At 73.2% G+C, this 12,158-nt stretch carries 13 protein-coding genes; 6 read left to right on the top strand and 7 right to left on the bottom strand.

Annotated elements, in window-relative coordinates:
* The 3 genes from MOX02_RS01245 to MOX02_RS01235 form a co-directional block, all read right to left on the bottom strand.
* Nucleotides 1-984: an FAD binding domain-containing protein gene (locus tag MOX02_RS01245; RefSeq protein WP_147023881.1), complete on the bottom strand. Its 984-nt coding sequence runs from the start codon at nt 982-984 to the stop codon at nt 1-3.
* Between the two features lie 13 nt (nt 985-997).
* Nucleotides 998-1,639, bottom strand: coding sequence for an aldehyde dehydrogenase iron-sulfur subunit PaoA (paoA, locus tag MOX02_RS01240; RefSeq protein WP_147023879.1), 642 nt, complete (start codon nt 1,637-1,639; stop codon nt 998-1,000).
* 127 nt (nt 1,640-1,766) lie between these two features.
* Complete coding sequence (locus MOX02_RS01235) at nt 1,767-2,504, bottom strand: sigma-70 family RNA polymerase sigma factor (RefSeq protein ID WP_147023878.1); 738 nt, start codon at nt 2,502-2,504, stop codon at nt 1,767-1,769.
* A gap of 277 nt (nt 2,505-2,781) precedes the next feature.
* Here MOX02_RS01235 and MOX02_RS01230 point away from each other — a divergent pair, with 277 nt between their 5' ends.
* From MOX02_RS01230 to MOX02_RS01210, 5 genes are all read left to right on the top strand, one after another.
* Nucleotides 2,782-3,417, top strand: a complete 636-nt coding sequence (locus MOX02_RS01230; protein WP_147023876.1) for a hypothetical protein — start codon at nt 2,782-2,784, stop codon at nt 3,415-3,417.
* A 149-nt stretch (nt 3,418-3,566) separates the two neighbouring features.
* The gene (gene nadA / locus MOX02_RS01225) at nt 3,567-4,586 is read left to right on the top strand and encodes a quinolinate synthase NadA (protein WP_147023875.1); all 1,020 of its coding nucleotides are present in this window, start codon (nt 3,567-3,569) and stop codon (nt 4,584-4,586) included.
* On the top strand, nt 4,583-6,103 hold the full coding sequence (locus MOX02_RS01220) for an L-aspartate oxidase (protein ID WP_147023873.1): 1,521 nt from the start codon (nt 4,583-4,585) through the stop codon (nt 6,101-6,103). The genes nadA and MOX02_RS01220 overlap by 4 nt, the downstream gene beginning before the upstream one ends.
* Nucleotides 6,100-6,957: a carboxylating nicotinate-nucleotide diphosphorylase gene (gene nadC / locus MOX02_RS01215; protein ID WP_147023872.1), complete on the top strand. Its 858-nt coding sequence runs from the start codon at nt 6,100-6,102 to the stop codon at nt 6,955-6,957. Before MOX02_RS01220 ends, nadC begins: the two co-directional genes overlap by 4 nt.
* Before the next feature lie 499 nt (nt 6,958-7,456).
* Nucleotides 7,457-8,110, top strand: a complete 654-nt coding sequence (locus MOX02_RS01210) for a L,D-transpeptidase (RefSeq protein ID WP_147023870.1) — start codon at nt 7,457-7,459, stop codon at nt 8,108-8,110.
* Nucleotides 8,111-8,207: 97 nt separating this feature from the next.
* Here the strand turns inward: MOX02_RS01210 and MOX02_RS01205 are convergent, their stop codons facing one another.
* Nucleotides 8,208-8,630: a gamma-butyrobetaine hydroxylase family protein gene (locus tag MOX02_RS01205; RefSeq protein WP_147023869.1), complete on the bottom strand. Its 423-nt coding sequence runs from the start codon at nt 8,628-8,630 to the stop codon at nt 8,208-8,210.
* 153 nt (nt 8,631-8,783) lie between these two features.
* Here MOX02_RS01205 and moaA point away from each other — a divergent pair, with 153 nt between their 5' ends.
* Nucleotides 8,784-9,812: a GTP 3',8-cyclase MoaA gene (moaA, locus tag MOX02_RS01200; protein ID WP_147023868.1), complete on the top strand. Its 1,029-nt coding sequence runs from the start codon at nt 8,784-8,786 to the stop codon at nt 9,810-9,812.
* A gap of 7 nt (nt 9,813-9,819) precedes the next feature.
* Here the strand turns inward: moaA and MOX02_RS01195 are convergent, their stop codons facing one another.
* From MOX02_RS01195 to MOX02_RS01185, 3 genes are all read right to left on the bottom strand, one after another.
* The gene (locus tag MOX02_RS01195) at nt 9,820-10,611 is read right to left on the bottom strand and encodes an SGNH/GDSL hydrolase family protein (protein WP_170267598.1); all 792 of its coding nucleotides are present in this window, start codon (nt 10,609-10,611) and stop codon (nt 9,820-9,822) included.
* A 150-nt stretch (nt 10,612-10,761) separates the two neighbouring features.
* Nucleotides 10,762-11,394, bottom strand: coding sequence for a TPM domain-containing protein (locus tag MOX02_RS01190; RefSeq protein ID WP_147023866.1), 633 nt, complete (start codon nt 11,392-11,394; stop codon nt 10,762-10,764).
* The gene (locus MOX02_RS01185) at nt 11,384-12,154 is read right to left on the bottom strand and encodes a TPM domain-containing protein (protein ID WP_147023865.1); all 771 of its coding nucleotides are present in this window, start codon (nt 12,152-12,154) and stop codon (nt 11,384-11,386) included. The genes MOX02_RS01190 and MOX02_RS01185 overlap by 11 nt, the downstream gene beginning before the upstream one ends.
* Nucleotides 12,155-12,158 lie beyond the last annotated feature (4 nt).

Below are 12,158 nucleotides of genomic sequence, written 5' to 3'. Positions count from 1 at the left end.
TCAGGCCCGGGTCGCGTCGGCGACGACGGCGCGGAGCGTCCGCCGCGCGAGCGGGATCTTGAAGGCGTTGCCGCCGCCCTGGCCCTCCTGCCCGGTGGCGCCCGCGAGGGCGGCATCGGCCGCCGCGTCGGCGCGGCCCGAGGCGACGAGGGCCGCCTCCGCCGCCTCGACCCGCCAGGGCTTGTGGGCGAGCCCGCCGAAGGCGAGCCTTGCGCTGCCGACCCGGTCGCCCTCCTTGTCGATCACGGCCGCCACCGAGACCACGGCGAAGGCGTAGGAGGCCCGGTCGCGGACCTTGCGGTAGAGGTGCACGCCCTTGACGGGCTTCGGCAGGCGCACCGCCGTGATCAGCTCGCCCGGGCGCAGGTCCGTCTCGACCTGCGGCGTGTCGCCGGGCAGCCGGTGGAACTCGGCGATCGGGATGCTGCGCGCCTCGCCCTGCGGCCCCACCGTCTCGACCACCGCGTCGAGCGCCCGCATCGCGACGTTCATGTCGGAGGGGTTCGTGGCGATGCAGGCCCCGCTCGCGCCCAGCACCGCGTGGATGCGGTTGAACCCGCCGATCGCCGCGCAGCCGGAGCCGGGCTCCCGTTTGTTGCAGGGCTTCGTCGTGTCGTAGAAATAGTAGCACCGGGTGCGCTGGAGCAGGTTGCCGGCGGTGGTCGCCTTGTTGCGCAGCTGCCCGGAGGCGCCCGCGAGGAGCGCCTTGGCGAGCACCCCGTACTCGCCGCGCACCCGCGGATGGGCCGCGAGGTCGGCGTTGCGCACCAGGGCGCCGACGCGCAGGCCCCCCTCGGGCGTGTTCTCCACCGCGGCGAGCGGCAGCCGGTTCACGTCGATCAGGGTCGAGGGCGTCTCGACCTGCAATTTCATGAGGTCGAGGAGGTTCGTGCCGCCCGCGACGAAGCGGGCGTTCGGCCGCTCGGCGGCGAGGCGCGCGGCCTCCGCGACGCTCGCGGGGCGCTCGTAGCTGAAGGCTTTCATGGCTTGCGCCCCCCTAGAGGTCGGTGCCGGCGGCGTCGCGGATCGCCGCGACGATGTTCGGGTAGGCGCTGCAGCGGCAGAGGTTGCCGCTCATCCGCTCCTGGATCTCGGCGTCGGTGAGCGTCGCCGTCTCCGTCAGGTCCTCCGTCACGTGGCTCGGCCAGCCGGCCTCCACCTCGGCGAGCATGCCGACCGCCGAGCAGATCTGCCCCGGCGTGCAGTAGCCGCACTGGAAGCCGTCGTGGTGCAGGAAGGCGGCCTGGAGCGGGTGCAGATCCTCGCCCTGCGCCAGCCCCTCGATCGTCGTGACGGCGTCGCCCTCGTGCATGGCGGCGAGCGTCAGGCAGGCGTTGATGCGCCGCCCGGCGACCAGCACCGTGCAGGCCCCGCACTGGCCGTGGTCGCAGCCCTTCTTGGTGCCGTTGAGGTCGAGGTGCTCGCGCAGCGCGTCGAGGAGCGTCGTGCGCGTGTCGAGAACTAGGTCGCGCGGCGTGCCGTTGATGGTGAGCCGCACCGGCATCATCTGCGGCGGCGGGTCGTTCGGGCCGGGGGCGGCGGTCGCCGGGCGGGGGAGGCCCGCGGCGCCGAACGCGGCCGCGGCCACGCAGCCCTCCATCATCGCCCGGCGGGTCAGGTCGAACGTCCGGTCGGTCATGTCGCGGCTCACGCCATCGTCGTTGCGAGGCACGGTCAACGCGGGCCGGAGCGTCATCGATCCGCCGGGCGCCCGGACGCGGCGGCGCGTCAAGGGCGCAAGCCTCCCCGGATCGGGTGCGCGGGCGTCAGGTCTCGGCGCCCGCCACCGGGCTTGCGAGGGCCGAGAGGGTGACGCGGTCGGCCCCGACCTCGTCGGCGCTGTAGCCGAGGAGGAGCGCGAGCTGGTCGCGGGCCCGCCAGACACGGCTCTTCACGGTGCCGACGCGGCAGTTCATCGCCACCGCCGCCTCCTCGTAGGTCATGTCCTCGATCGTGACGAGGATCAGCGCCTCGCGCATCGGCGCGGGCAGGCGGTCGAGGGCGGCGCGGGCGTCCTGCAGGTCGAGGTGCCCGGTCTGGCTCGGCACGGTGGCCACCCGCGCGGCGAGGTCGCCCTCGCTGTCGGCGACCTCGCGGGCCTGCCGCCGGTGCTCGCTGTAGAAGGCATTGCGCATGATCGTGAAGAGCCAGGCGCCGAGATTGGTGCCGGGCTCGAACCGCGCCCGGCTGCGCCAGGCCCGCATCACCGTGTCCTGCACGAGGTCGTCGGCGCGGGTCGGGTTTCGGGTGAGCGAGACGGCGAAGCTCTGGAGGCTCGGCAGCGCCTCGACGAGGCCGTCCTTGAAGGCGCGGGCGTTGCGGTCGTCCGTCTCGGCGAGCGCCCGCTCCAGGCGGGCGATGAGCTCGCCGATCCGGTCGGGCGGCGCGGCGGCGGTGAAATCGGCGTAGGCCCGCTTCAGGAGGCCGCCGAGATGGGTGCGGATCGCGGCGGTCAGGGGAGCTGGGAGAAGCGCGGTCGCACCCTGTTCCTTGGCGTCAGGCATCGCTCTCCAATCGACCGTGGACATGACCGGACGGAGGTCCGCCGGGCTCATGTCCGCGATCTTGCCGGGCCGGGAATGGGCTGCCTCAACATAGGTTACCGGACGCCGGAGATTGCGCCGCGCGCTCGCCCGGCGGCCTCCGGCGCGCGACGATCGGCGGGCGACGCCGCGTACCCGCGCCGGACCCGGCCCAACGCGAATGTGTTCCGGACGCGGTCACGCGCACGCGTCGCGGCGTCTACAATGCCGATTCTCGGCCCATCACGGCGGCGCGAAGATGCCAGAGCCAGCGAAGACCCCGCTCATCCCGGCCGCGACCCGATATATCGGTGCCTGGACCGAGATCGCGACCCGGCTGACGGTCAGAAGCAACCTGAACGTCTATCACATCGCGTCCGTGATCGGCCTCACCGCGGCGCATTTCAGCATTCCGCGCGAGCACAGCGAGTTGAGACTGATACCGGCGGCCGCGATACCGATCGTGTCCGCGGTCTTCGTGATGTGGTATCGCCACAACGACTACATCATCGGCGCGCTCATCGCCTACTGCAAGCAGTACGAGCGGATCGACTTCGACAACGAGGTCGCGCTGCCCTTGTGGTTCTACACGCCGCCGAACCGCAAGGGCATCCAGAGCTACGTGACGCGGTTCCGGCTCTGGTCCGACGGGGCGCGCACCACGATCTGCCTCGTCTCGCCGGTGCTGGCGCTCGTGGACATCCACCTGTACCGGTCCGCGAACGAACTCGGCAACGCGCTCGCGATCCAGCTCTTCTGCCTCTTCGCCGGCTGCCTGGGCATCTCGGCCTGGCTCGTCTGGGTCATGATCGGGGTCTCGGGGAAGCGCACGCGCCTCGTCGCGGAATCCGAGTACGACGCCGCGCGCGGGCACTGGAGCCTGCCGGAGATCTGAGCCGCCCCGGACCGACCGATCCTGTTGCGATGCACACAAACACCGCGGCGCAAAAGTGATATGCTCAGTCTCAGCATATCTGGACATCCGGATCTGCGCCGCCTAACTTAGCTTCCGGAATGCTCAAAGTGAGCATAAAGGAGGACGCCATGGCGGCGACCAGTCTCCCCTTCGGGCGCAGCCCCGTCCCCCCGGCGCTCCCGTTGCCGGACATCTACGCGCGGGTGAGCCGGCACGTCCCGGCCATCGAGTGGCCGGCGCTCGCCCCGGACGTCGAGGCGATCCTCCGGCTGAAGCGGGAGCGGAACGCCGTCATCCTGGCCCACAACTATCAGGCGCCCGAGATCTTCCACACGGTGGCGGACATCGTCGGCGACAGCCTCGCCCTGGCGCGCGAGGCGGCGACCGTCGACGCCGACGTGATCGTGCTGGCCGGCGTGCACTTCATGGCCGAGACCGCGAAGCTCCTGAACCCGGCCAAGACCGTGCTGATCCCGGATCTGCGCGCCGGCTGCTCGCTCGCCGATTCGATCACCGCCGAGGACGTGCGCTCCTTGCGCGCCCGCTATCCGGGCGTGCCGATCGTGACCTACGTCAACACCTCGGCGGCGGTGAAGGCCGAATCCGACCTCTGCTGCACCTCGGGCAACGCCGTCGACGTGATCAAGTCGCTGAACGCCCCGCGCGTGCTCATGATCCCGGACGAGTTCCTGGCGCAGAACGTCCAGGCGGCCCTGCCGGAGATCGAGATCCTCACCTGGGCCGGGCACTGCGAGGTGCACGAGCGCTTCACGCCGGCCGACATCCGCGAGGTCCGCGACAGCTATCCGGGCGTCACCGTGATCGCGCATCCCGAGTGCCCGCCGGAGGTTGTGGCCGAGGCCGACTTCTCGGGGTCGACCGCCATGATGATGAACTTCGTCGAGACGAAGCGGCCCGCCCAGGTGGTGCTGGTGACGGAATGCTCGATGGCCGACAACATCGCGGCCGCCAACCCCGACATCGAGTTCATCAAGCCCTGCAACATGTGCCCGCACATGAAGCGGATGAGCCTCTCCAACATCCGCCGGGCGCTGGAGACGATGACCCACGAGGTCACGGTGGCGCCGGAGCTGGCCGACCGGGCCCGCGCGGCGGTGGAGCGCATGCTGGCGGTCAAGGCGCGATGAACGCACTCTCGCGCAACCCGGCCGACCGCGTGGTCGTGGTCGGGGCGGGCGTGGCCGGCCTCGCGGTCGCCCTGCGCCTCGCGCCCCGCCCGGTCACGCTCGTCACCGCCTCGCCGCTCGGCTCCGGCACCGCCACGGGCTGGGCGCAAGGGGGCATCGCCGCCACGATCGGCGCCGACGACGCGCCGCGCCTGCACGCGGCCGACACGGAGGCCGCGGGCGCGGGCCTCACCGAGCCCGACGTGGCGCGCCGGGTCGCGGAGGCCGGCCCCGGCCTGATCGACTGGCTCGTGGAGGTCGGCGTGCCCTTCGACCGGCGCGAGGACGGGGCGCTCGCCCTCGGGCTCGAGGCCGCGCACAGCCGCCGCCGCATCGTGCGGGCCGGCGGCGACGCCACCGGCCGCGCCGTCCTCGACGGGCTCGTCCGCGCCGTCGCCGTCACGCCCTCGGTCGAGGTCGTCACCGCCACGGTGCGCGATCTCCTGCGCGACGAGGCGGGCGCGGTGGCGGGCGTCGTCTGCGAGCGGGACGGGTCCCGCTTCCGGATCCCGGCCCGCGCCGTGGTGCTCGCCACCGGCGGCGTCGGCGGCCTCTACGCCTCGACAACCAACCCGCGCGGCGCCGTCGGCCGCGGCCTCGCCCTCGCGGCCCGGGCCGGCGCGAGCCTGCGCGACATGGAGTTCGTGCAGTTCCACCCCACCGCCATCGCGGCCGGCGGCGACCCGATGCCGCTCGCGACCGAGGCCCTGCGCGGGGAGGGCGCCAGCCTGATCGACGCGCGCGGCGACCGGGTGATGGCGGGCATCGAGGGCGGCGACCTCGCCCCCCGCGACGTCGTCGCCCGCGGCATCTTCCAGGCCCTCGCGCGAGGCGCCACCGTCTACCTCGACGCGCGGGGCGAGCTCGGCGCGCGCATGCCGACGCGCTTTCCCACCGTCGCGGCCCTGTGCGCGGCGGCCGGCATCGACCCGGCGCGCGAGCCGATCCCGGTGCGCCCGGCGGCCCACTACCACATGGGCGGGATCCGCGTGGACGCCGCCGGCCGCAGCACCGTGCCGGGCCTCTACGCCTGCGGCGAGGTCGCCTCGACGGGGCTGCACGGGGCGAACCGGCTCGCCAGCAACTCGCTCCTCGAAGCCCTCGCCTACGCCGGCTGGATCGCGGACGGGCTCGACGCCGGCCCGCCGGGGCCGGTGCTCACCGCCCGCGAATCCGCGCCCCCCGCGAGCCGCCTCGCGGCGGTCCGGCGGGTCATGGAGCACAAGGTCGGCGTGGTGCGCGACGCCGAGGGCCTGACCGAGGCCGTGGCGCGCCTGCGCGCGCTCGCCGAGACGGGCTGCGAGGCGGCCCTGACCGGCCTCCTCATCGCGGACGGCGCCCTGCGCCGCACCGAGAGCCGGGGCGCCCACTGGCGCAGCGACCATCCCGGCATGGAGCCGCCGCGCCACAGCGAGACCCGCCTCGCCGACGTCGAGCGCGCCTTCGAGGAGCCGCGTTTCGCGGAGCTGCTGTCATGAGCGATGCCATCCTGCCCCTGCCGCGGCTCCTCGTGGAGCCGATCGTGCGCGCGGCCCTCGTCGAGGATCTCGGCCGGGCCGGCGACGTCACCACCGACGCGATCGTGCCCGCCGACGCGCGGCTCGAGGGCGTCATCGCCTCGCGCCAGGACGGCGTGATCGCGGGCACCGACGCGGCGGCGCTCGCCTTCGCGCTGATCGACCCCGCGGTCGCGGTCACGGTGGAGCGGGCCGACGGCGCCCGCGTCCGGCCGGGCGATACGGTGATCCGCCTGTCCGGGCCCGCCCGCGCGATCCTCACGGCCGAGCGCGTCGCGCTGAACCTCCTCTGCCGCCTCTCGGGCGTCGCCACCGCCACGGCCTCCCTGGTCGAGGCCGCGCGGCCGCACGGCAAGGCGCGGATCGTCTGCACGCGCAAGACGACGCCGGGCCTGCGCGCGCTGGAGAAGCACGCGGTGCGCGCCGGCGGGGGCTCCAACCACCGCTTCGGCCTCGACGACGCGGTGCTGATCAAGGACAACCACGTCGCGGTGGCGGGCGGCATCGTGCCGGCGATCGAGCGGGCGCGGGCCCATGCCGGCCACCTCGTGAAGATCGAGGTGGAGGTCGATACCCTCGACCAGCTCCGCGAAGCGCTCGCGGTGGGCGCCGACGCCGTGCTCCTCGACAACATGGGCCCGGAGACGCTGCGCGAGGCGGTCGCCCTGATCGACGGGCGCGCCATCAGCGAGGCGTCGGGCCGGATCAACCGCGACACGGTCGGCCCCATCGCCGCCTCCGGCGTCGACCTGATCTCCTGCGGCTGGATCACCCACAGCGCGCCGATCATCGACCTCGGCCTCGACGCGGCCTGAGGCCGAGGGGCCCGAGCAAAAAGAGCGCGCCCTCGTCGTCGGAGGAGCGCGCTCTCGGGAGGTAGCCCGCGGTCTCTGGAAACGGGCGGGGCGATCCTGGACGAACCCCGACGGCCGCGCGAGCGCGCGGGCGACCGGCCGATTTCACCGCACCCCGGTTTGTCTCGTGACCCCATCGGCCGCAGCGCGGCGCGGATTCGGCCCTCGGCGGCCGGCGGCCACGATCGCGACACATTCGGGCCACGATGGCGCGGGCCGGCGCCCGCGCCGCAACCCGTTCCCGCAGCGGTCGGATAATCCCTCCGCCATGCCCCGCTTACGGCAAAGCTGCCACAGTGTTGCCACCGAGTCACGGCGCCCGGTGAAGCGCCGCGGCGCACCCGTTTAGAGCTTGGCTTTACGGGGCCAGCGTTTACCGCTTGGCGACGTGTGGCACGCCATCGTGCCCCTGTTCTCCACACGCGTCCCGACACGATTCGCCCGCCTACGAGAGGCTTCGATGCGCCGTTTCGCCCCCGCCCTCATCGGGTTTGCCTGCGCGGCTGCCGCGTGGGCGTCGCCCGCGCTCGCCTACGAGATCGACCCGCTCACCCGCCAGCCGCTCAACGACGCGCTGACCGTGCGCGTCCGCCCGCAGGCGGTGGCGGTGCCCACCGCCAACGCCTCGCTCAACGCCGCCGACCCGCTCGCCTCCACGGTGCCGCAGATGTCGGCGATCCCGCGCGAGACGGTCGCCTATGGCGGGCCCTACGGCGCCGGCACGATCGTGGTCTCCACGAGCGAGCGCCGCCTCTACTACGTGCTCGGCGGCGGCCAGGCCCTGCGCTACGGCGTCGGCGTCGGCCGGCCGGGCTTCACCTGGGGCGGGGTGCAGACCATCACCATGAAGCGCGAGTGGCCGGATTGGCGCCCGCCGGCCCAGATGCTGCGCCGCCGGCCCGACCTGCCGCGCTACATGAAGGGCGGCCTCGAGAACCCGCTCGGCGCCCGCGCCATGTATCTCGGCGGCACGATCTACCGCATCCACGGCTCGAACGAGCCGGAATCGATCGGCACCGCGGTCTCCTCGGGCTGCATCCGCATGACGAACGACGACGTCACGGACCTCTACACCCGCGCCAAGGTCGGCACGAGGGTGGTCGTGCAGCGCTGAGCGGCCGGCCGGGACAGGTTCACGAGGGCCGGCGGCGACGCCGGCCCTTTCTCGTTGGGCAAGCCCGCTCGGCGGGCGACCCCGGTGCGCAACCGCCCTAGTGGCAGCCGCAGCCGCTGCCGCAGCTTCCGCCGGTCGCGGGCGCGGCGGCCGAGCGCACGACGTCGCGGTCGAGGCCCTTCGCCTCCAGTTCCGCCAGGTATGTCGACCAGCGCGCGTCCCGGTCCCGGCCGAGCGCGTAGAGATAGTCCCAGCCGAAGATGCCGGTGTCGTGCATGTCGTCGAAGCGCAGCTTCACCGCGTAGTTGCCGATCGGCTCCACCGCCAGGATCATCACGTTGCGCTTGCCGCCGATCACCTTGCGCTCGGCCGGCGAGTGGCCCTGCACCTCGGCGGACGGACTGTGCACGCGCAGGTACTCGGCGGGCAGCGCGAAGCGCGCGCCGTCGTCGAAGCCGATCTCCAGGCCGCGCCGGTCGGCGCTGAGGCGGATCTCGGTCGGCCAGCATTCCGTGCTCATCACCATACTCCCTCGCCCTCTCCCGCGGCCGGACCCCTGCGCCCGGAGCCGGTGCGCTTGCCCGGAAACGCGCGAGACCTCATATGCCAAGACATGCTAGGTTCGTCACCGCACGACGCCGAAACCCAGTCCCAGCAGAGCCTTGAGTCCCGTATGTGGGGTCCCCGCACCGACGCGCCCGGAAACGCCGTCGCACCGCTGATCGACCCGTTCCAGCGGGCCATCACCTACCTTCGCATCTCTGTCACGGATCGCTGCGACCTGCGCTGCGTCTACTGCATGGCGGACGAGATGCAGTTCCTGCCCAAGCGCGACCTCCTCACGCTGGAGGAGCTCGACCGGGTCTGCGGCGTCTTCATCGACCGCGGCGTGCGCAAGCTGCGCATCACCGGCGGCGAGCCGCTGGTGCGGCGGGACATCATGCACCTGTTCCGGCGCCTCTCGCGCCATCTCGGCACCGGCGCCCTCGACGAACTGACCCTCACCACGAACGGCACGCAGCTCGGCCGCTTCGCCTCCGAGCTCGCCGATCTCGGCGTGCGCCGGGTCAACGTCTCGCTCGACACGCTCGACCCGGACAAGTTCCGGGCGGTGACGCGCCGGGGCGACCTCGGCGTGGTCCTCGACGGGATCGCGGCGGCCCGCCGCGCCGGCATCAAGGTGAAGATCAACGCGGTGGCGCTGAAGGGCGTCAACGAGGACGAGATCGCCGACATGATCGCCTGGGCCCACGGCGACGGCATGGACATGACGCTGATCGAGGTCATGCCGCTCGGCGAGATCGAGGGCGACCGGACCGAGCAGTTCCTGCCCCTGTCCGTGGCGCGGGCGCGGCTCGAGACCCGCTACACCCTGACGCCGCTGCCCGACCGCACCGGCGGCCCGGCCCGCTACGTGCGCGTCGCCGAGACCGGCGGCCGCCTCGGCTTCATCACGCCGCTGACGCACAATTTCTGCGAGAGTTGCAACCGGGTCCGCCTCACCTGCACGGGCAAGCTCTACATGTGCCTCGGCCAGGAGGACGCGGCGGACCTGCGGGCGGCGCTCCGCGCCTCGCCGGACAACGACCTCGTCACGCAGGCGATCGTCGAGGCGATCTCGCGCAAGCCCAAGGGCCACGACTTCGTCATCGAGCGGGCGAAGCCCGCGGTGCCGCGGCACATGAGCGTGACGGGCGGCTGAGCCCGCCTCAGCCCGCGACGGTCGGCGCCAAAGCCGCCGCGAGGCTTGCGTAATCGCGCAGGTGCACGCCCTCGTGCAGGAAGCCGGGCTTGGCGAAGCCGCCGTGGCCTTCGCGCATCTCCGCGAAGGGGTCCGCGAAGCCGCAGCCGCGCCCGGCCGCGATCGAGCGCAGGCGCTCGGAATAGGCCGCCACGGCGCCCGGATCCCGCCGGACCTGCTCGCCGGGCTCGAGCGGGGGCACCGCGCAGAGGACGACGCGGTCCGCGCTCGCCTGCAGCCGGTCGAGGATCTGCCCGACGGCCTCCCCGAATCCGTCGATCCGCGGCTGCGATCGCGGGCGGCTCCCGGCGAAGATGTCGTTCGTGCCCACGAAGAGGAGCGCGAGGCCGGCCCGTCGCGGGAAGCTCAGCTCGGCGAGGTAGGTCGCGTAGCCCCGCGAGGACAGGCCGCCGATGCCGCCGTTGACGCAGGGCCTCCCGCCGAAGGGCTCCGGCCCGAGAAGCTCCGCGTGGGAATCGCCGGCGAGATAGACGAAGCCGGGCGGGGCCGCGTCGAGGCTCGCCTGGATCTCGGGAAGCCGGCGGGCGATGTGGGCGAGCGCGATGGCGTGGAGCCGCCTGCGCTCGCCGCGGGTGCGGAGCCGGTGCAGCGCGCGGCCGAGCGGCGGCGGCAGGGCGTCGAGCCGCCGGGCGAGGCCCGAGCCGAGGCGCGCCAAACCCGGGACAAAGCCCGAAGCCAGGGCCGAAATCAGCGGCTCCCGCGACCCGGCGGGCGCCTTCGTGACTTCGAGACTGTCCATGGCCGGTCGAATGCTCCTCGAACGCGGGGGCCGCCGCCGATGAATTAGGCGGGGACCTGGGCGTTTCGGCCGCAGGATTATGTTGGTTCCGGGGCGATTGCACCGGTGCCCCGTCATAATCCGGATCGTCTTGCGAAAACCGACCTCGCCTCACTCCTCGACGATGACGCGGTTCGGCAACTCGTCCACGTCGCCGGCGACCGGCGGGCAGGCTTCCGCCAGGATCGCGCCGACCGCGCGCACGGCGGCGACGAGCCCGGCCTCGGTCTCCCCCCGGCGCAGGGCGTCGAGGAGCCCGGCGATGGCGCCGTTCCAGGGGTCGGGCCCGGCCGCGCGCAGGACGCCCTCGTCGGCCACGATCTCGGCGTGGTGCTCGGCCAGCGCCAGGAAGATCAGCACGCCGGTGCGCCCGCGCGTCCGGCTGAGGCCCCGCTGGCGGAAGGCGCGCTGCGCCGCCTCGCGCGCCCGTGCCCGCGCCACCCGCCGCGGCACGAGGCGCATCCGCAGGCCCGGATCGAGCGTCGCGGCCAGGAATGCGAGGACGAGAAGCCCTTGCGCCAGCGCGATGCTGGCGGCGCTCCAACCCGTCAGCAGGATCAGCGGCCAGGGCAGGACCAACGCCGCCACGAGTGCGCCGACCATCACGGTCGAGCGGTACAGCCCCGCGTGATCGCTGACCATCACGACGATCTCGCCCGCCGTGCCGCGCTCGGCCACCCCGACGGCCTCCGCGATCCGTGCCAGCGCCGCGGGCGGGAGCGTCTCCGTCACCCTACCAGTCACCGGATGCGCCTCCCCCGCCCGAGGAGCCCCCGCCGCCCGAGAAGCCGCCGCCGGAGGGACCTCCCGAGACGCCGCCGCTCCAGCCGCCGCCGAACCCGCCCGGGGCGGGGCCGGGGACGATGATGAAGCCGCCGCGCCGCCCGCGCCCCATGCGCGAGACGAGGAAGATGATCACGAGGAGGATGATGACGAACATCACGATCTCGACGGGGCTCGTCTCGTCGCCGCGCACCTCGGCCCGGCGGTGCCACTCCTCGGCGTCGCCCGACAGGATCGACAGCACGGCGTCGACTCCGGCCTCGATGCCGCCCGCGAAGTCGCCGGTCTTGAAGCGCGGGGCCATCGCCGTGGTGATGATCACCTTGGAGAGCGCGTCGGTCAGCGCCCCCTCCAGCCCGTAGCCGACCTCGATCCGGACCTTGCGCTCGTTCGGCGCCACAACCAGGAGTACGCCGTTGTTCGCCTTCTTCTGCCCGAGCTGCCAGTGCCGGAACAGGCGGTTCGCGTAGTCCTCGATCGTCGTGCCCTGGAGCCCCGGCACGGTGGCGACGACGACCTGATTCGAGGTCTTGTCCTCGTAGGCCTTCAGCTTCTCCTCGAGCTTCGTGCGCGCCTCAGGCCCGAGGATCCCGGCTGCGTCCACCACGCGGCCGCTCAGCGCCGGGAAGTCGAGCTCGGCGCCGAGCGCAGGCCAGCGCAGGAGCGGCAGGCAGGCGAGAAACAGCACGCACAGGGCGAGCCCGCGCCCGGCGCGCCACACGGCC

Source organism: Methylobacterium oxalidis, from assembly GCF_007992195.1.
Classification (GTDB): Bacteria; Pseudomonadota; Alphaproteobacteria; order Rhizobiales; family Beijerinckiaceae; genus Methylobacterium; species Methylobacterium oxalidis.
Note: the sequence above shows the minus strand (reverse complement) of the source record. Positions and strands in the feature narration are given on the sequence as shown.